Raw genomic sequence first — 20722 nt, forward strand, 5'->3', positions numbered from 1 at the left:
TTTAGTACTCAACAGTAAAATTACTGATAACAATTTGTTAGTAACACTTGAAAAAATATACTTTTCCAATAAAGCAGCCTCTATTTTTTAAACTCTACAAGTACATAATGTGTGGAGAACTTAGCGCTTACTTTTATTATTCAAAATTCAGCTCTACCGGTTTTTAAAACGAAAGTTTATTCCTATAATAATTTGTGTCTTGAACTCAGCAAAGTTTTATTATTCCCAAATGTTTGGTCTTTCAATTTTCATTGCTCTTAAATACGACAGGAATTGCCCAGCGTGAACCGATTCGTGATATCCAATTCGTAATAAATAATTTACAAGAACTTTTTTATTACCATTTCCAGGATGAACAATTGTAGTTTGTTGTAATTCTGTATCAGAAAATTGTTTAATACTTTCTAAAAATGTATTTCTATAAGGTTCAGCAAATTTAATTTCGTCTGCAACACTTATGAACGGTCGATTTTTCCACGGTGTTTTGTAATTAGACATATCTCCTTGATTAATAATAATATTCCAGCCATAATCAGCTTCTAAAACGTGTCTAATAATTTCTGATGAACTCATTGCTTTTTTGTCTGGTTTCCAATTATAGAACTTCTCAGGTAATCCATTCCAAAGTTTTATGCTTCGTCTTCGTATTTCTGAGAAATTTAAAATTATTAATTCAGATTGATTCATTTTTTTGTTTTACTTGCTTGATTTTGTTAAAATTAATACGTTTTGCTTGTGTTGGTAAACGGTTTAAGCACCTAACAAATAAATAAAAATTTCGAGGGGGGATTATTTCCTTGTCAGTTTGATTTTCGTTTTTTTTGAAATAACATTTGCCAAAATTCCATAATTTATTATACCATTCAGAATCAGATTTTTATCGACTTTATCTTTTATGCACCTTTTTTTAAATTGTTGCCAACATAGTCATAAACGTAGTTCTAAAAAGCATAATGTCTTATATATACATCTTAAACGCCCTACTATTTTAGTGTTCTACTCGTTAAATGTACCACAATCTTCAAAACAATCCTAAAACCTATTGTTTTTTCATAATACCATCAAGGCCTGTGCAAGAATATTCAGCTTTTTTATTCTTTTAGTCCAGCAGGGAAAAGTGCGCTATTTTTGATAATATTGGTATGTACTTACCTTAAATTCTCTGCAGTCAATCCATTTTAAAACATAAAAAAACCGCCTCAATTTTCATTCGAGGCGGCTGTATTTAATTATGTTTTTGAATCCTTAATAGGTAAGGTCTTCACCTTCTTCAGGCCTTGGAGGTGCTTGACGCTTGGGTCGCTTTTTGGCTTCGATGCCTTTTTTGGCGTTTTGCTTTTTCATTTCCTCGCCAATTTGATTACTCGCTACAAAAGAAGCAATCATATCGTTTAGCATATTGCTACCCGCTTGTGGGGAGTTTGGCAACAGAATTAGGTTGGTGTTGGTCTCTTCTCCAATAGACTGTAAAGTGTCGTAATGTTGTGTCACTACAATCAGGGCAGAGGCTTCTTGAGAATTAATACCAACGTTGTTTAATACATCGACACTTTCTTCTAGTCCACGTGCAATTTCGCGACGTTGGTCTGCAATACCTTGACCTTGTAATCGCTTGCTTTCAGCCTCGGCGCGTGCTTTGGCTACAATTTTAATTCGTTCCGCTTCGGCTTCATATTCTGCTGCAACCTTTTCACGTTCTGCAGCGTTAATTCGATTCATCGCTGCTTTTACTTGAATGTCTGGGTCAATATCTGTTACTAGCGTTTTGATAATATCGTATCCATATTCGCTCATTGCCTCGTTGAGTTCCGACTTAACCGCGATGGCGATATCATCTTTTCGCTCAAAAACATCGTCCAATTTCATTTTTGGAACTTCGGCACGCACCACATCAAATACATAAGAAGTAATCTGATCGTGCGGATTTTCAAGCTTATAGAAAGCATCATAAACCTTCATTCTCAATACTTGAAATTGAACAGAAATCTTGAGTCGCACAAAAACATCATCTTTTGTTTTCGTTTCAACAATTACATCTAACTGCTGAATTTTCAGGTTTATACGTCCTGCAATTCTGTCAATTAAAGGAATTTTAAACTGTAATCCAGAGTTTCTCATACTCTGAAATTTCCCAAATCGTTCTATAATAGCCGCAGTTTGTTGCTTTACTGTGAAAAATGCACCTAGCAGAATAAACAATCCAAGTAGTAATAGTGGCACTAAAATGACATAACCCATACACTTAATTTTTAATGATAATTATAAGTTGATTAAGATACAAAAACTAAGTAATTATTACCCTATTGTTTCAATGGCCTTTTCAATACGTGAAATACCTTCTTCTTTCCCTAAAATAGCTAGAATATCAAACACGTCTGGACCTTTCATTTCGCCTACTAACGCCAATCGCAATGGCATCATAACTTTTCCAAAGCCAATATTTTCTGAAGTAATCCAACCTTTTACAGCTTCAGATAGCTTTACGCTTGAAAAATCATCGGTTTCCGAGAGTATATCAATCACTTTATGAAGCAATTCAGGAGTTTCGGGTTTAAATGCTTTAGCAGCAGCTTTATCATCATAATTTTGTGGGGCTTCAAAAAAGAAACTTCCTTGTTCCCACAAATCACTTACAAAGCTCGCGCGCTCTTTTAAAAGTGAAACTATTGTAGTTAGATTAGGACCTTCGACTCCGCTTAGCACAAGTTCGGTCGAAATCTTTTTTTCTTCTAACAACCTTGAAAAATCCGCAGCTAGCTGAGCATCATCCAACTGCTGAAAATACTGATTCTGGAACCATTTTGTTTTCTCTGGATCAAATTTAGCACCTGCTTTATTTACGCGACTTAAATCGAATTCCTGAATCAATTGGTCTAAACTGAAAATTTCTTTTTCGGTTCCTGGATTCCAACCCAAGAAGGCAAGCATATTTATAACTGCTTCTGGCAAATAGCCGTCTTCGCGATAACCAGAAAACACGTCTCCATCGCTAGTTTTCCATTGAAGCGGGAATACTGGGAAGCCCATTTTATCGCCGTCTCGTTTGCTTAATTTTCCGTTGCCCGTAGGTTTTAAAATTAATGGTAAGTGCGCAAATTTAGGAGCGTCCCAACCAAAAGCGCGATACAATAAAACGTGTAATGCCAATGAAGGCAACCATTCTTCGCCTCGAATTACGTGGGTGATTTTCATTAAATGGTCGTCCACAATATTTGCTAAGTGGTAGGTTGGCATACCGTCGCTTTTAAAAAGCACTTTATCGTCAAGAATGTTGGTTTCTACCTGCATTCCGCCACGAATCATATCTTTTAAAAATAGCGTTTCGTTTTCAGGCGATTTAAACCGAATTACATATTCCTCGCCATTGGCAATTTTTTGCTGTGTTTCTGTTTCTGAAAACACCAAGGAGTTTTTCAATTTTAATCGGTTGTGCCAATTGTAGATAAAAGTTTTTCCTTTGGCTTCGTGATCAGCTCTATGTGCATCTAACTCTTCTGCCGTGTCAAAGGCATAATACGCATCTCCAGATTCAAGTAGCTTATCGGCGTACTGCTTGTAAAGCTCTTTCCGCTCACTTTGTCGATAGGGGCCATAGTCTCCACCTCCTGCGAAATGGGAAGTCTTAGGGCCTTCATCGAAAGGTATGTTCAACCAATTTAAAGCCTCTACGATGTATTCTTCTGCGCCTTCAACAAAACGATTTTGGTCTGTATCTTCAATTCGCAATAGAAAATCACCTCCGTGTTTTTTTGCAAACAAGTAATTGAACAATGCGGTTCGGACACCTCCAATATGCAACGGTCCTGTGGGGCTTGGGGCAAAACGTACTCTAACTTTTTGTGGCATAACTATTTCCTGCGCAAACAGGCGTGTTTTTGAATGGTTAAACTTGTTGCAAAGGTACAATTCTATGTGCGCTTTTTAAAGTAATTCCTTTTCAGGCTTCCTATCATATTTGGGACGATTTTTGCAACGTTGTAAGAAGGGATATTTATTGTATTTTTAGCTCCCTTTAAAATAGGCCTTTAGGATTTATTCACCTTGTGGAATAATGATTAACTTGAAAATTTTGCAGGTTTAACTTCCTGTGCTTGAAAATATTTATGAGCAACTTTAGTGTCATCCAGCAAAAACTGGAAGCGTTTATTAGAAAGTACTATACCAATGAGCTTATCAAAGGAGCTATCCTTTTTTTCGCCATCGGGTTGTTGTATTTTTTGATGACGCTGCTCGTTGAATATTTCCTCTGGCTCAGCCCATCCGGAAGGCGATTGTTGTTTTGGACTTTCGTGATTGTTGAACTAGCCCTATTTCTTCGGTTTATTGTTTTTCCGCTGGCGAAACTGTTCAAATTCCGAAAGGGAATAAATTATGAAGATGCTTCTCGAATAATTGGTAATCATTTTCCGCAGGTAAGCGATAAGCTGCTGAATGTTATTCAATTAAATCAAAACCCGCATCAAAGTGAACTGCTTGCGGCCAGTATTGACCAGAAAGCTGTTGAACTTCAACCAGTGCCTTTTCAAAGTGCTGTAAACTTTAAAAAGAATGCCAAGTATTTAAAATATGCGGCTATTCCTGTTTTTATATTTATACTTTTTAGCACCTTAGGCGATGTTAACATTTTTTCCTCAAGTTATACCCGTGTTGTGCAATACGACACCGCTTTTGAACCTCCCGCGCCATTTTCGTTTATCGTAATGAATGACGAATTACACGCTATAGAGGGAAAACCTTTCAAATTACAAGTACGAACCGATGGCACCACAGTTCCAGAAAGCGCTAGTATCCTTTTTAATGGCGAAACCTATTATATGCAGCAAAATGGGCCAGGTTTGTTTGAATATACCTTTCAACAGCCCGACGAACCTATCGACTTTAGATTTAAAGCCAATAAAGTGAATTCAAGAAACTATATCCTGGATGTTGTAAAAACGCCTTCGCTTTTGAATTTTGAAATGTTGCTCGATTATCCGAGCTATACCAATAAAGCAGACGAAGTTTTAAAAGGAAATGGAAACGCAGTAGTGCCCGAAGGAACAAAGGTGAAGTGGAAAATCGCGACCAAAAATACAAATGCGGTTAATTTGAAAACAGCCGATACTTCCTTTTTATTCACTTCGAATGGAACGGACTTCAATTTTGAAAAGGGAATCTATACGAAACTAGATTATGCAATTACTACTTCAAATGAAAACTTGGTGGATTACGAAAATTTAGCATTTACGCTTAATGTAATCAAGGATCAATTTCCTGAAATTGACGTGCAATCAAAAACCGACAGTACCAATAGCCAACGCATCTTTTTTCTAGGTCGTGTTTCTGATGACTATGGGCTTACAAAACTTCGAGTTGTATATTATCCTGAAGGTGACGAAAAAAATGCGATGTTTGAATCGTTACCTGGAAGTAGAACTAATTTTGATCAATTCACTTTTGTTTTCCCAGGAAATCTCGAATTGGAAGATGGGGTTTCGTATGAATATTATTTTCAGGTGTTTGACAATGATGCTATTCATAATTTTAAATCGTCTAAATCTGGAATTTATTCTTTTCGAAAGTTAACTACAGATGAGATTGAAAACGAACAACTTCAAAACCAACACAAGGCCATTCAAGGCATGGATAAGTCTTTGGAGGAAATGAAACAGGATCAAAAGGTTTTGGACGAAATTTCTAGAAATCAGAAGGAGAAGAATGAATTGAATTTCAACGATAGAATAAAACTTGAGAACTTTATCCAAAGGCAACAGCAGCAAGAGGAGATGATGAAGGATTTTTCAAAGAAGCTAAAAGAAGACCTTAAAAACTTTCAACCCGAAAATAAAGATCAAGACCCGTTTAAAGAACAACTTGAGAAACGTTTGGATGAAAATGAAGAGCGGCTTAAGGAGAATGAAAAACTACTTGATGAGCTCGAAAAACTTCAGGATAAAATTCAAATGGAAGAACTGACTGAAAAACTTGAGAAGCTATCGAAACAAAATAAAAATCAAGAAAGAAATCTTGAGCAGTTACTTGAACTTACCAAACGTTATTACGTAGAAAAGAAAGCTGAAAAACTTGCTGAGGAGTTATTCAAGTTGGGTGAGAAGCAGGAAAAACTTTCTGAGAAGTCTGAAGAAGAAAACACCAAGGAAGCTCAAGAAGAACTCAACCAAGCTTTTGAAGAGTACAAAGAGCAGATGAAAGAATTACAAGAGGAAAATGAAACTTTAAAAAAGCCTCTCGATATTCCACAAGACAAGCCTGCCGAAGAAGAGGTTGATGAGGAGCAGGAAAAAGCTACTGATAAATTAGAAGAGCAAGACGCCAAGGGAGCTTCTGAAAGTCAAAAGAAGGCTGGAAAGAAGATGAAGCAAATGAGTCAAAAAATGCAACAGCAAATGATGTCTGGCCAAATGGAAACATTAGATGAGGACGTTAAAATGCTTAGACAGATCCTCGATAATCTCGTGGTATTCTCTTCCCGTCAGGAAGATTTAATGGAAAAATTTAAATCGATTAACTACGGGAATCCAGTTTTTGGTAAGTTGCTTAATGTTCAGAATGAATTAAAAGTCAACTTTGAACATGTTGACGACAGTTTGTTCGCCCTATCACTACGTCAACCGTTATTGGGAGATGAAATCAATTCAAAACTTACTGATATACAGTATAATATTGAAAAGTCTTTAGACCGGTTGGCTCAAAACAATACAAGGCAAGGTGTTGGTAATCAACAATATACAATGATGGGTTCCAATGATTTAGCTGTACTTCTTGATGAGCTATTAGGAAATATGCAAATGCAGATGCAAATGGCCTCAGGTTCTGGTTCTGGTTCTGGTGAAGGTCCGCCTAGTCCGGGTTCTGGAAGTGGAGGAGGGTTTCAACTCCCTGACATTATTAAGAAACAGGAAAGCTTAAGTGAAAAAATGGAGGAAGGTTTGCAAAAAGGTGAGAAAGGCAAGGGTGAAGGAGAAGGTCAAGGAGAAGGTCAAGGTGAAGGAGAAGGTCCAGGTGAAGGTCAAGGTGAAGGAAGTGAAGGCGAAGGGGGTGATGGCAAGGATGGCAAGGATGGCAAAAACGGCCAGCAACAAGGAGGTAAAGAGGGTGAAGGTGTCAGTGGAGATAACGAGGGCATGAATGGCGAATTATTTGAAATTTATAAACAGCAACAATTACTTCGTCAGCAATTGCAAGACAGGCTGAATCAAAGTGGTGTTAAAGGAATCGGTGCCGAACTTCTTAAAAAGATGGAAGGAATCGAGCAACAATTGTTAGACAAAGGTTTCAATAAAAATACGCTACAGGATATGTTAAATCTAAAGCACGAACTTTTAAAGTTAGATGAAGCTGTTTTGGAGCAAGGACAGGAAAGTAGAAGAGAGGCTCAAACCAATAGAAAATCGTTTAGAAACGATGCAACCTTGAGCCCTGAGGAAATTAAAAATTATTTTAATACTACTGAAATTTTAAATCGCGAGGCTTTACCTTTGCGCCAGGACTATAAGATTAAGGTTCAAGATTATTTTAAAAACGCAAATGATTGATTTTTCTTTCGATACCGAATTCGAACTTCAAGAGCAAGATCGCTTAAAAGATTGGATAGCTAACACAATTAATTCTGAGGGTCTCGAACTCGGGGAAATTAGTTATGTGTTTTGTGATGATGATTACCTTCATAAATTGAATGTAGAGTTTCTCGGACACGATACCTTAACAGACATCATTAGTTTTGATTATGGAATGGGTAGACAGGTGAATGGTGAAATTTTTATTTCGGTTGAGCGTGTTGCTGAAAATGCAATAACTTATAATGTCCCTTTTGAAAAGGAACTTCATAGAGTAATTATTCACGGCATTCTTCATTATTGTGGTTATAAGGATAAAACCAGTGACGAGGAGAATAATATGCGTTTTTTAGAAGACAAAGCAATGTCTAAATTGGGGTTTGACTATTCTTAGATTTGTGTTAAACTTGTTTATCTCCAGATAATTATCGTACTTTTGTGTCCTTTTTTTATCATCCTAGTGGAATTAATTGTTCCACGTGGAACAATTTAAATTTATACCGATGTTTTCCAAAGAATATGATGTAATTGTAGTAGGTGGTGGTCACGCAGGTTCCGAAGCAGCAGCAGCTGCAGCTAACTTGAGTTCAAAAACATTATTGGTTACCATGAACTTACAGTCTATTGCTCAAATGAGCTGTAATCCCGCTATGGGTGGTATAGCCAAAGGCCAGATTGTTCGCGAAATTGATGCCTTAGGCGGTTATAGCGGTATTGTTTCAGATAAAACAGCCATTCAGTTTAAAATGCTTAATAAGTCTAAAGGGCCTGCTATGTGGAGCCCAAGAGTTCAAAGCGACCGAATGCGGTTTGCTGAAGCTTGGCGATTGCAATTGGAAAGTTTGCCTAATCTTGATTTCTATCAAGAAATGATTTCGGGTATTATTGTTGAAAATAGAGTGGTAAAAGGAGTTAGAACTTCGCTTGGATTAGAAATCCGTGCCAAAGCTGTTGTGCTTACTAATGGAACTTTTTTAAATGGCTTGATTCATATTGGCGATAAACAATTTGGTGGGGGTAGAGCTGGCGAATCTGCTTCTACTGGAATTACCAAGGATTTAACCGATTTAGGTTTTGAAGCTGGCAGAATGAAGACTGGTACGCCTCCTCGTGTTGATGGTCGTTCTTTAGATTTTTCTAAAATGATTGAACAACCAGGAGATGAAGTTCCTGAAAAGTTCTCTTTTCTGGATGCGACTAAACCACTCACAAAACAAAGATCTTGTTACATTACGCATACAAGTTTGGAAGTTCATGATCTTTTACGCGAAGGTTTTGATAGGTCGCCAATGTTTAATGGGGCTATTCAAAGTTTAGGTCCGAGATATTGTCCGTCAATTGAAGATAAAATAAATCGTTTTGCAGATAAGGATAGACATCAAATTTTTGTTGAACCAGAAGGTTGGGATACGGTAGAGTGTTATGTAAATGGCTTTTCTACTTCCTTGCCCGAAGATGTTCAATTTAAGGCTTTGAGTCGTGTTGCGGGATTTGAAAATGTTAAGTTTTTCCGTCCGGGATATGCTATTGAATATGATTTTTTCCCACCTACACAATTAAAACATACACTCGAAACTAAGTTGGTTTCTGGATTGTATTTCGCTGGTCAGATTAATGGAACTACTGGCTATGAAGAAGCAGCTTCACAAGGATTAATGGCTGGATTTAATGCGCATTTAAAAATTCGTGAAAAGGATCCGTTTATTCTTCGGAGAGATGAAGCGTATATTGGTGTTTTAATCGATGATTTAATTACTAAAGGTACCGAAGAGCCGTATCGAATGTTTACTTCAAGGGCGGAATATAGAACTTTGTTGCGCCAAGACAATGCCGATTTCCGTCTTACTCCAAAGTCGTTTGAAATTGGATTGGCTACAGAAGAGCGTATGCGAAAGATGGAAAACAAGAAGAATAAGTCTGTTGGATTCGTCAACTTTTTTAAAGAAACGAGTGTTTCACCTGAAGAGATCAATCAGATTTTTGAACGAAGAAACTCTGCTTTGGTTTCTCAAAGTGATAAAATGTTTAAGTTTTTTTCGCGTCCAGAAGTTACAATGGAGGATATGAAAACAATTCCATCGGTTGCAGATTACATTGAACAACATGAATTGGATTCTGAAATAATTCAACAAGCAGAAGTACAAGTTAAGTACTCTGGCTATATTGAAAAGGAAAAAAACAATGCCGATAAATTACATCGTTTAGAGGGTTTAAAAATTCCTGAGAATTTTGATTATTCAAAATTAAAATCACTTTCGTACGAAGCGCGTGAAAAACTTTCTAAAATTAGACCTGTCACTGTTTCACAAGCTTCGCGAATTAGCGGCGTTTCCCCAAATGATGTATCAGTCCTTTTAGTGTATATGGGTCGTTAAACGCGTTGTTCCACGTGAAACAATTATAATTCATAACTATATTCAATCTAAAATTTATTAGTGAATCATTTTGATAACTATTTAAAAACAAAAGATTTTTTAGTCTCTGGCGAATCATTCGATTTGGTTTATGATAAGGAACTAGATCTATTAAAAACCGTTCCCCAACCAAAATTGAAGGAACTTGGGCGATATTACGAAAGTGAAGATTACATTTCACACACCGACGAGAAGAAAGGCTTACTTTCTAGCGTATATCAATTAGTAAAGAAGTGGTCGCTTCGAAATAAAACTAAATTGATTTTCACTCAAAATTCAGGAGTGGGTTCTTTACTAGATGTGGGTGCGGGAACAGGAGATTTCTTGAAGGTTGCTAAGGAAAGTGCATGGAAAGTGCAAGGAATGGAACCCAATACAAAAGCAAGATCTTTAGCTTTGGAAAAAGGAATTGTTTTAAAGAATTCCCTTGATGAATTTAAAGGTGAACAATTTGATGTAGTCACCCTCTGGCATGTATTGGAGCATATTCCAAACTTAGACGAAACTATTTCCATTTTGACCGATTTGGTAAAACCAGGTGGAAGCTTAATTATCGCTGTTCCAAATTACAAAAGTTTTGACGCAACCTATTATGGTAATTTTTGGGCTGCCTATGATGTGCCAAGACACTTATGGCATTTTTCGAAAATAGCAATTGAAGAGTTATTTTCCGTAAATTTTAAAATGGAAAAAATAAAGCCAATGGTTTTCGATTCCTTTTACGTGAGCTTACTTTCAGAAAAATATAAGACAGGAAAGTCTTTTTCTTTAAAAGCATTTTGGATCGGCCTTAAATCAAATTTGAAGGGAAATACATCAAAAGAGTATTCTTCGCACATTTATTGTCTACGAAAAGTGAAATAAGCTGTTTTAAAGCGATTTCAGGCGTTTTTGTTACGTGTATGGTGTTTCGCATCGCTGATTTTAATTTATTTCAAATAAAACAAGCTAATCAGCTTCTTTTTAATCAACAATTCTTATGAATTTTAAAATACAGATAAAATTAACTTATACTAATTCGCGAGTGTGAATGAGACGCGTTAATTTAATAGAGAGGTCTGTGAATATAATTTTTCCATTTCCATTTCGCTCTATGTGATAAGAAGCTTCTTCTAAAGCTGCGGTGATCTCAAAAATATTGTTTTGATGTACGAATGGTGAAAATTTTGACAAAGAAAAACTTTGATCGCTCGCTATGAAAAAAGTTAAACTGTCTGCTTGATAGTTTTGTAACATTGCCTGTCTAAAAACTTCAAGACAATACGCTAGAAACTTCTTCTGTGTTTCTCGTCCCTGACTGGCGAGTTCATCGCTCCAATCGAGTAAATTATTTATGGCACCTTTATTTCCTTTTGCTCTAAATGCTGTTCTCACCCAACTTATAAACCATTTTTCAAAAATTTGGTCTTCTCCAGATTCTTGTAATAACTGTAACGCCTTATTGTAATCTCCGCGAGCCCTTCTTGAAGTTTGGAGCGCAATGGTTTCTTGAACTTTAAGGTTTTTTACTAATCCTTCGGCAATATCGGCTTCAGAAAGTAGTGGAAAATGAAGTTTTTGGCAACGCGAATGTATGGTTGTTAGTATTTTACCTTCATTTTCAGTAAGTAATAGCAGTACGGTTTTGTTTGAGGGTTCTTCAATGAGCTTCAGGATTTTATTCGAACATTCACTGTTCATGTTTTCTGCCATCCAAATAATCATCACTTTATAACCGCCTTCAAACGCCTTTAACGACAGCTTTTTTGAAATCTGTTCGGCTTCATACTTACTAATGTTTCCTTGCTTCTTTTCAATCCCAAGGTTTTGTAACCATTCAAAAAGTGAAGCGTACGGGTTTTCCAACACGAACTTTCTCCATTGATCGGCATAATTGTCTGAAATGGCATTCTTTTTTACAATATCACTTGTATTTACCGGATATACAAAATGCAAATCGGGATGCGCTAGTCGGGAAACCTTATTTTTTGATTGAATATATTCTGGACTTCCTTTTTCAAACTGGCGAGACAATAATTCTGAAGCATACGCCAACGCCATTGGTAATAATCCACTGCCATTAATTCCACAAAAAAGTTGTGCATGCGGAATTCGACCGTTTTCAACTGTAGTTGATAGGTGGGCTTTTAAATGCTGATTGCCGATTACTTCTGAAAAATCCATACGCAAATCTAAACAATTTTTAACTCTACATAATACAGCTAAGCTTATTCCATCCCTCGGTGGCTACGTAATAATTGTTAAATATTTTTGCGAAATGATTTTAAACCTTCATTATTGCTAAAGGACTATATTTGTACTATAAAACAATCACCATGAAAACAGTAAATGACATAGATTTTAAAGGTAAAACAGCACTTATTCGAGTAGATTTTAATGTTCCACTAGATGAAGAGCTGAATGTAACCGATGATACCAGAATTAGAGCTGCAAAACCAACCATTTTGAAAATTATGGAAGATGGCGGGAGTTGTGTTTTAATGTCGCACCTTGGACGTCCGAAAAACAGAGAAAACGAATTCTCTTTAAAGCACATTATCAGTCCGTTATCTGATATTCTTGGCATTCAAGTGAAATTTATTGACGACTGTGTTGGCGTTGATGTAGAAAAGGTTGTTTCGAATCTTCAATCGGGTGAGATTTTATTATTAGAAAATTTGCGTTACCATCCCGAAGAAACGCAAGGAGATGTAGCGTTTGCTGAAAAACTTTCAAAATTTGGTGATGTATATGTAAATGATGCCTTCGGAACAGCCCATAGAGCACACGCTTCTACAGCTGTTATAGCCGATTTTTTTCCTGAAAACAAATGTTTTGGATTGCTGTTGGCCTCAGAAATAGAAAGCGTTAAAAAGGTATTAGAAAACAACGAAAAGCCTGTTACGGCAATTATAGGCGGAGCTAAAGTTTCTTCAAAAATCACCATTATTGAAAATATTCTTGATAAAATAGACCATTTAATTATCGGTGGAGGAATGGCTTTTACTTTTATTAAAGCGCAAGGCGGAGCTATTGGAGATTCGTTAGTTGAAGAAGATAAACAAGACTTAGCACTCGAAATATTAGAAAAGGCAAAACAGAAAGGCGTTTCAGTTCATCTTCCTGTTGATGCCGTAATAGCCGATAGTTTTTCGGCAACGGCAAATACAAAAATTTCAGCGATAAATAATATTCCAGACGGATGGATGGGCTTGGATGCAGGACCTGAAACCAATGATCTTTTTAGTGAAGTTATAGACAAATCGAAGACTATACTGTGGAATGGCCCTGTAGGCGTTTTTGAAATGGAAAAATTTGCAGAAGGCACAAAATCGTTAGGACTTAGCATTGCAAAAGCAACAAAAAATGGAGCGTTTTCGCTAGTAGGTGGTGGCGATTCTGTATCGGCTGTTCAACAGTTTAATTTGACCGATAAAGTAAGCTATGTTTCAACTGGCGGAGGAGCTATGTTGGAGATGTTAGAAGGAAAAACGTTACCAGGAATCAAAGCGTTGTCTTAATTGTTATAAAATTCTGTAACACAGGTTGTTTGATACGATAATTTGTATACTTTCGAAGAATTATTATTTTTGATATAATTTATTTGTCAAATAGCAGTTTATATCCATACATATTGCGGATTAGACTTGATAAACAAACAGATTAAGGCGAATTCAATTGTTATCCTAAAACACAATAAAAAGCTGATGAAATTATCCAAAATTCTTCCTCTAATGCTACTTATGGCTGTTAGTAGTATTGGTATTGCGCAAAAAGATAAAAAATCGAAGAAGCCACTTCAAACCAAGGAAGTTAAAGTTGTGGATTCAATTAGAATTACCAAAATTTCTGATGAATTACCTTCAACAGTAGTGGCAACGGTTGTAAAAGATAGTGTTATTTACAACTTACAAGATATTGCAATAGCTAGGGAGAAGGATAGTTTGTGGTTAAAAGAAGTTTACAAATCCGATTTGTTTGACGATATCTATAGCAGTGTAGTAAATCAAGAATTTGAAGAAGTAGATTATTCCGAATTGCCTACCGAGCTTTTAAAACAACGCTTAAAGGAATTAGATGCACGTACCCCATTTAACGTAGAGTACAACACATCTTTGGAAAGCGTAATAAAGCATTATTTAAAAAATAGAAGACGCTCATTTGAACGTTTAATGGGGCTCAGCGAATATTATTTCCCAATGTTCGAAGCAGAACTAGATAAGCATCACCTTCCTTTAGAATTAAAATATTTGGCTGTTGTAGAATCGGCATTAAATCCGAGAGCCCGCTCTAGAGTAGGCGCTACAGGACTCTGGCAGTTTATGTTTGCTACCGGAAAAATGTTTGGATTAGATGTAAGCTCCTATGTTGATGAACGCTCAGATCCAATTATGGCTACCGAAGCTGCTAGTAAATACCTAAAAAGCTTAAATGAAAGTTTTAACGATTGGGATTTGGCACTCGCTGCATACAATTCTGGGCCAGGAAATGTTTCGAAAGCAATCCGTCGTTCGGGAGGAAAAACGAATTATTGGGATTTACGAAGATATCTGCCAAGGGAAACAGCTGGTTACGTTCCGGCGTTTTTAGCAACTATGTATATTTTTGAATACGCTACAGAACACGGGTTTGAAAAGCAAGTAGCGCGAATTCCGTATGTAGCAACAGATACTATAAAGGTAAAGCAACAAATTACCTTAGAGCAAGTTGCAAAACTCACAAACCTCGATATGGAGGAGCTTGAGTTTTTAAATCCGTCATATAAACTGGGAATTATCCCCGTAATTAAAGATGAAAACTATGTACTTCGACTTCCAATTACAGCAGTAGGAACTTTTGTAAACAACGAAGAAGCCATTTACACCTTTGTACAAGAAGAGCAGGAAGAGGCTGAGAAAGCCGCACCAGAATTATACGAACAGCCAGAAAAAATTAGATACCGCGTTAAGAGTGGAGATTTTTTAGGACGAATTGCAGAAAGATACGGTGTAGGCGTAAGCCAGATAAAAAACTGGAATGGAATGCGAAGCTCCAACTTAAGGGTTGGGCAAAATCTTATAATTTATCCACGAAAAATGGGGCAAGATATTGCTAGTAATACGCAATCAAAATCAAATTCATCCTCCGAAAAAACATATACTGTGCGCAATGGCGACTCATTGTGGAGCATATCTAGAAAGTTTCCTGGAGTTTCGGTGCAAAATATCAAAAAATGGAACGATATTAGTGGTAGTAACATTAAACCCGGAACTAAACTTAAAATCTATAAAGGATAGTTTCTTTAAACAACCTTCTACATGAGGCCATTTTATATTGCCCTGCTTTCGTTTCTAGTCGTACTATCCGCTTGCAGTGGGAGCGGAAAGAGAGATAAATCCCTTGTTCCTGATTCTGTTGGAAACATTAATGCACTTCAAGTTGTAATTCCCAATGATTTATGGAATGGCACCGTCGGAGAGTCCATTCGAAACAATTTTGCAGCACCCACAGACGGCCTTCCACAAGACGAACCACTTTTCTCTATAAACCAGATGCAACCTGAAATTTTTACAGGATTTGCACGAAGCAACAGACTCTTCTTATACGTAGTTTTAAGTGAAGATAATACTGTAAAACTTGCTACAAACGAATACGCTAAACCTCAAACCGGAGCCATAATTAAGGCTACTTCAGAAGAGAAATTAGTTGAGTTAATAAATGAAAATGCCCAGAAAATAATTGAGAATTTCTACAAAAGTGAAATTTCCGAAAGACAACGTAGAACAAAGCTCTCGCTGCTTAAAACAGATACGTTGGCAAAGGTAATGGGCGTACGTTTAGAAATTCCTTCAGCGTATCGATTGGCGAAAGCAACCGATTCGTTTTTTTGGTATAGAAAAGATCTTGATGATGGTACTACAAATATTCTTGTGTACGAAGCGCCTTTAAGTTTTATTGAAAACGATAGTACAGCAATAGGCGATATTATTAAAATAAGAGATTCCATAGGCAGTAAGTTATTACCAGTAGAAGACGATGGGCTTTTCGTTACAGAAGGCGCTTATGCCCCATATTTGTTTAAAACTACTATTGATGGCCTTTTTGCATACGAAACCAAAGGTACTTGGGAAGTAAAAGGCGCTTGGATGGGCGGTCCTTTTATAAATTTCGCCGTAAAAGACGAAAAAAACAACCGCTACTTGATATTAGAAGGGTTTTCATACGCTCCAGCGGCCAGAAAACGAGACCTTCAATTCGAGTTAGAATCAATTTTAGAGTTGGCGAAGGTTGAAAAATTAGAAAAGAAGTAGCTAAACGGCGTAAATTAAAAAATCCTCGTTCAAATATCACTTTGAACGAGGATTTTCTTTAGTTAGAAAGAACACATTTATTTATTCTCATCTAATTTTTTATCGGTAGTATCTTCTTCTTTAGAAGCATCTTTAAACTCCTTAAGGCCACTACCTAAACCACGCATAAGCTCAGGAATTTTCTTTCCGCCAAATAACAGCAGTACAATAATAACGATTAAAGCAATCTGCCAAGGACCTATAGCTAAAGGAAGAAATAATGCACTCATAATTTTAAAAATTTTATGAAGCAAAGGTAACAAGAAATGTTTAGATAGAACGTTTTGAAGGTAACTTTAGCGTTTAGGCTCGAGTTTATTTTATATTTGTAAAAAAGCTAGTAAACCAATGGTTAAGAAGGAAAAACGCGCCAAGAGGTTCAAAAAGAAACTACTGCATAAATACAGACTCGTAATTCTCAATGAGGAAACTTTTGAGGAGCGGTTTTCATTTAAGCTTAATAGGTTAAACGTTTTTATTTTTAGTACGCTATTTGCGTTGCTTCTTATATTAACAACAACCATAATCATAGCATTTACGCCACTTAGAGAGTATATTCCTGGGTATTCATCAACTACTTTAAAGCGTCAGGCATCTGTCTTGGTGTATAAAACAGATTCATTACAGAAAATAATCAACCTGAACGAGCAGTACCTTGCTTCAATTAAAAAAGTGCTTACTGGAGACGTAAAAACCGTAGAATTCAACAAAGATTCTATTATTGAAGTCGCAAAAACAGATCCGTCTGTACTTATTCGAACCTCAAGAAAAGATTCACTTTTAAGAGAAAAGGTAGGACAAGAAGACAAATACAATCCGTTAGTCGATAATCGCGAATATCAATACACCTTATTTGCACCCGTAAACGGAACTATTTCTGAAAACTATGATAGCAAAAAAAAGCACTACGCTGTAGATATTGTTACAGCTAAAGATGCACCGGTAAAATCCATCGCCGATGGAACCGTGATTTTTGCCGAATGGACCGCTCAAACAGGAAATGTTATTATTGTAAAGCATAACAGCGATATTATCTCGGTTTATAAACATAATGCGATGCTTACCAAAGGACAAGGAGAACGTGTAAGAGCAGGGGAAGTAATTGCAACCGTTGGCAGCACTGGCGAGCTTACAACTGGCCCACACCTTCATTTTGAGCTGTGGCGGGACGGAATTCCAGTAAACCCAACAAGCTATATTGATTTTGATTAAAAGCCTATGTCTATAAAATCCTTCGCGGCAAAAATTTTCGCAAAAATCGTTCTAAAAAAAATGCAGCAATGGGCGCAAAACCCTGTTGAAACACAACAACGCGTTTTTATTAAATTAATTTCCGAAGCACAAAATACAGCTTTCGGAAAAGATCACGATTTCAAAAACATTAAGTCGTTTAACGATTTTGCAACACGTGTTCCCATCAGGGATTACGAAGAATTAAAACCTTACGTAGAGCGTGTCGTTAAGGGTGAGGAAAACGTGCTTTGGCCAAGAAAACCGCTCTATTTTGCCAAAACTTCAGGAACTACTTCGGGGGCCAAGTTTATCCCACTTACAAAAGAATCTATGCCCTACCACGTGGAAGCCGCCCGAAATGCCATTTTGTGTTACATCAACGAAACGGGTAAAGCAGACTTTGTAGATGGCAAAATGATTTTTCTACAAGGCAGCCCCGAGGTCGAAGAAAAAAACGGCATTAAAACCGGAAGACTATCAGGAATTGTGGCGCATTATGTGCCTTCATATTTACAAAAAAACCGTTTACCTAGCTGGGAAACCAATTGTATTGACGATTGGGAATCGAAAGTAGATGCCATCGTCGAAGAAACCAAAAATCAGGATATGACGGTTATTAGCGGAATTCCACCGTGGGTACAAATGTATTTTGAAAAACTTCAGGAAACCACCAATCAAAAAATTGGCGACCTTTTCAAAAACTTTAATCTGTTTATTTATGGTGGCGTAAATTATGAACCATATCGCGCGAAGTTTGAAAGCCTAATCGGCAGAAAAGTTGACAGTATTGAGCTATTTCCTGCTAGCGAAGGTTTTTTCGCGTTTCAAGATAGTCAGAAAGATAAGGGGATGTTATTGCTTCTCAATTCAGGAATTTTCTATGAATTTGTTGAAGCAGCATCGTTTTTTCAAGAAAACCCAAAGCGATTAACCATCGGTGAAGTTATGACAGGTATTGATTATGTAATGATAATTTCAACAAATGCCGGCTTGTGGGGTTACAATTTAGGCGATACCATTCAATTTACGTCAACAAAACCGTATCGCGTAATTGTTTCAGGACGAATTAAACATTTTATTTCTGCTTTTGGCGAACACGTAATCGGAAAAGAAGTGGAAGAGTCTATGAATAAAGCGATGACAAAATTCGGGTTTTCGATTACTGAATTTACTGTTGCCCCGCAAGTAACTCCTTCTGAAGGAGATTTACCGCATCACGAATGGCTTATTGAATTTGAAAAGCCACCCGAAAACCTGCAAGAAGTAGCTGCGTTTCTAGATGCCGAAATGAAACAACAAAACTCGTATTATTTCGATTTAATTGAAGGAAAAGTGCTCGGGCCATTACAATTGAGGAGTTTAAAAAGAGAGAGCTTTCGAGAGTATATGAAATCGGAAGGTAAACTTGGAGGACAAAACAAAGTTCCTAGGCTTTCTAACGATCGAAAAATTGCAGATGCATTGATTAAGATTCAGCCTTAAAATTAGTAGTATATTTGTATTTATATGAATAATTTGAAATCACACACCAGAACACGTGCCCAAGAGAGCACAGGAGCCATAGAGAGGCTTTACATTACAATGCGCCACCTATTAAATCGAGGCTTCTATAAACCCATGGGGGTTTCGGGCGAATCCTTGCGCGAGGCATTGTTAACATTGCGGCCAGAAATTTACGGATCCATTACAGAAGAAAAAATTGAGCTTCAAGGATTGCTGTATATCATGGATCGTTTACCACACGGAATTGAAGAATGTAGGTATATAAACTTAACAAGCGACGAAGGCTATAAAGATTCGCACTTCGAGACGATAATTCCGCTTAAACGCCGAAGAAATTGCTATCGTATAGATGCTGAACAAATGAATATCGAAATTACCCGAGGACGCTCAGAAATTTATGATATTCTTACACACCTAACATTTCTTTTTATCGAATCTCATAAAATTATGAAGCAAGTTCTTATCAACGAGAACGGAGATGTTATTCGAGATTGGAAAAAATTGGAAGAAGTTGTTTTAAAGAAAGGTGAACTCACCCTAGAAGAAAAAGAAATAGCACTTACCCATACGGCCAACTTTTTGGGAAGAACTTTTCAAGAAATAAAAAATGCTTTTCCGTATTTCGCTACAGAGAAAGATGAAAATCGTTTTTTCAATATCATCTATTTTATGGGCAAATTGGCCATGTCTGAGGTGGTAGAAGACAATAAACGTATTATAACATTTAGTCCAGTACTTCGCGAAAGATTAGGCCATCATATCCATGGCGAACGATGGGCATACCGCATAAAACAAACTTTAGAAGAACAAGGATTATTGGAGCGTCCGCTTCATATAATTAGTGCCAATATGCATAGTGTAATGAATACATTGTATGCTGAAAAAGCACTGCCCTCTGAGTTTGCGAAAAAGAAAGCAATGCAGGTTTTCGAAGCTTTAAGCAGCCCAACAAGTAAAATGCTTCGCGAGAAAGTGATGAAGACAGCCCTAAGCCAAGGTATGGTCTTTTTAGAAGACGAAAGCGGAACCAATATCGATGTGCAAATAATAGATACTTCCAAAATTAAAAACAATTCTTATACAGAAGGTTTAAAAGATATTGAAGAATCGAAAAAACCCGTAATTATTGTAATGGATTATGCTTTCGGGGAACAAGCATACGAAACTATGGACGAATTGTTAAAGCCATATCCAAAGACCAATCAAAAACATAAATTTTTAAATGTTGCTTCCGTTTCTATTATGGGAAAGGCGGGTATTTTGGAAGGTGGAAAAGGCGATATAATGATTCCATCTGCACATGTTTTTGAAGGTACAGCAGATAATTATCCGTTTAAAAATGAAATTTCGAAGACGTTATTTAAAGATGATGACGTTAAGGTTTTTGAAGGAACGATGATTTCAGTTTTAGGAACTTCACTTCAAAATAGAGATGTTTTAAAGTTTTTCCACAACTCTACTTGGAATGTAATTGGGTTAGAAATGGAAGGCGCACATTACCAAAAAGCAATTCAATCTGCATCAAAAATACGGCGTAGCATCAGTCCAAAAGTGAAGGTTCGATATGCGTATTACGCTTCAGATAACCCTCTCGAAACAGGAAGCACTTTAGCATCTGGTGGATTGGGAACAACAGGGGTAAAACCTACGTATTTAATCACCGAAAAAATGTTAAAACAAATATTAGACTCATCTAAAAAATAATTTA

General features: G+C 36.7%; 15 protein-coding genes. 10 read left to right on the forward strand and 5 right to left on the reverse strand.

What is annotated here, in order from left to right; genetic code table 11:
- Positions 1–219: 219 nt before the first annotated feature.
- The 3 genes from BLW28_RS02250 to gltX form a co-directional block, all read right to left on the reverse strand.
- Positions 220–687 carry a DinB family protein gene (locus BLW28_RS02250; RefSeq protein ID WP_073214758.1) on the reverse strand — a complete coding sequence of 156 codons (468 nt, stop codon included), beginning with the start codon at positions 685–687 and terminating at the stop codon, positions 220–222.
- A 558-nt stretch (positions 688–1245) separates the two neighbouring features.
- Entirely contained in the window at positions 1246–2238 is a 993-nt protein-coding gene (locus BLW28_RS02255) for an SPFH domain-containing protein (RefSeq protein ID WP_073214761.1), read from the reverse strand.
- 57 nt (positions 2239–2295) lie between these two features.
- Entirely contained in the window at positions 2296–3846 is a 1551-nt protein-coding gene (gene gltX / locus BLW28_RS02260; RefSeq protein ID WP_073214763.1) for a glutamate--tRNA ligase, read from the reverse strand.
- A gap of 257 nt (positions 3847–4103) precedes the next feature.
- Between gltX and BLW28_RS02265 the strand changes: the two genes are divergently transcribed.
- The 4 genes from BLW28_RS02265 (at position 4104) to BLW28_RS02280 (ending at position 10834) form a co-directional block, all read left to right on the forward strand.
- Positions 4104–7535 carry a DUF4175 family protein gene (locus tag BLW28_RS02265; RefSeq protein ID WP_073214766.1) on the forward strand — a complete coding sequence of 1144 codons (3432 nt, stop codon included), beginning with the start codon at positions 4104–4106 and terminating at the stop codon, positions 7533–7535.
- Positions 7528–7950, forward strand: coding sequence for an rRNA maturation RNase YbeY (gene ybeY, locus BLW28_RS02270; protein WP_073214769.1), 423 nt, complete (start codon positions 7528–7530; stop codon positions 7948–7950). The genes BLW28_RS02265 and ybeY overlap by 8 nt, the downstream gene beginning before the upstream one ends.
- A 109-nt stretch (positions 7951–8059) precedes the next feature.
- Positions 8060–9931 (forward strand): tRNA uridine-5-carboxymethylaminomethyl(34) synthesis enzyme MnmG, encoded by a 1872-nt coding sequence (gene mnmG, locus BLW28_RS02275; protein WP_073214772.1) that lies wholly within the window; start codon positions 8060–8062, stop codon positions 9929–9931.
- A gap of 60 nt (positions 9932–9991) precedes the next feature.
- Entirely contained in the window at positions 9992–10834 is an 843-nt protein-coding gene (locus BLW28_RS02280; protein WP_073214775.1) for a class I SAM-dependent methyltransferase, read from the forward strand.
- A 144-nt stretch (positions 10835–10978) separates the two neighbouring features.
- On the opposite strand, the gene BLW28_RS02285 is transcribed toward BLW28_RS02280, so the two are convergent.
- Positions 10979–12133 (reverse strand): DNA polymerase III subunit, encoded by a 1155-nt coding sequence (locus BLW28_RS02285; RefSeq protein ID WP_073214778.1) that lies wholly within the window; start codon positions 12131–12133, stop codon positions 10979–10981.
- 152 nt (positions 12134–12285) lie between these two features.
- Between BLW28_RS02285 and BLW28_RS02290 the strand changes: the two genes are divergently transcribed.
- From BLW28_RS02290 to BLW28_RS02300, 3 genes are all read left to right on the forward strand, one after another.
- Positions 12286–13470: a phosphoglycerate kinase gene (locus BLW28_RS02290; RefSeq protein ID WP_073214781.1), complete on the forward strand. Its 1185-nt coding sequence runs from the start codon at positions 12286–12288 to the stop codon at positions 13468–13470.
- Between the two features lie 186 nt (positions 13471–13656).
- The gene (locus BLW28_RS02295) at positions 13657–15225 is read left to right on the forward strand and encodes a LysM peptidoglycan-binding domain-containing protein (RefSeq protein ID WP_073214784.1); all 1569 of its coding nucleotides are present in this window, start codon (positions 13657–13659) and stop codon (positions 15223–15225) included.
- A gap of 21 nt (positions 15226–15246) precedes the next feature.
- Entirely contained in the window at positions 15247–16239 is a 993-nt protein-coding gene (locus BLW28_RS02300) for a DUF4837 family protein (RefSeq protein ID WP_073214786.1), read from the forward strand.
- A gap of 77 nt (positions 16240–16316) precedes the next feature.
- Here the strand turns inward: BLW28_RS02300 and BLW28_RS02305 are convergent, their stop codons facing one another.
- Positions 16317–16508: a Sec-independent protein translocase subunit TatA/TatB gene (locus BLW28_RS02305; protein WP_073214790.1), complete on the reverse strand. Its 192-nt coding sequence runs from the start codon at positions 16506–16508 to the stop codon at positions 16317–16319.
- A gap of 118 nt (positions 16509–16626) precedes the next feature.
- On the opposite strand from BLW28_RS02305, the gene BLW28_RS02310 reads away from it, so the two are divergent.
- Genes BLW28_RS02310 through BLW28_RS02320 form a run of 3 tightly spaced genes read left to right on the forward strand, consistent with a single transcriptional unit; the run spans position 16627 to position 20718 of the window.
- On the forward strand, positions 16627–17490 hold the full coding sequence (locus BLW28_RS02310; protein ID WP_073214793.1) for a M23 family metallopeptidase: 864 nt from the start codon (positions 16627–16629) through the stop codon (positions 17488–17490).
- A 6-nt stretch (positions 17491–17496) separates the two neighbouring features.
- Positions 17497–18993 carry a GH3 auxin-responsive promoter family protein gene (locus tag BLW28_RS02315; protein ID WP_073214797.1) on the forward strand — a complete coding sequence of 499 codons (1497 nt, stop codon included), beginning with the start codon at positions 17497–17499 and terminating at the stop codon, positions 18991–18993.
- Between the two features lie 24 nt (positions 18994–19017).
- Positions 19018–20718 (forward strand): DUF6909 family protein, encoded by a 1701-nt coding sequence (locus BLW28_RS02320; RefSeq protein ID WP_073214800.1) that lies wholly within the window; start codon positions 19018–19020, stop codon positions 20716–20718.
- Positions 20719–20722: the final 4 nt, after the last annotated feature.

The organism is Aequorivita viscosa (genome assembly GCF_900106795.1).
GTDB lineage: Bacteria > Bacteroidota > Bacteroidia > Flavobacteriales > Flavobacteriaceae > Aequorivita > Aequorivita viscosa.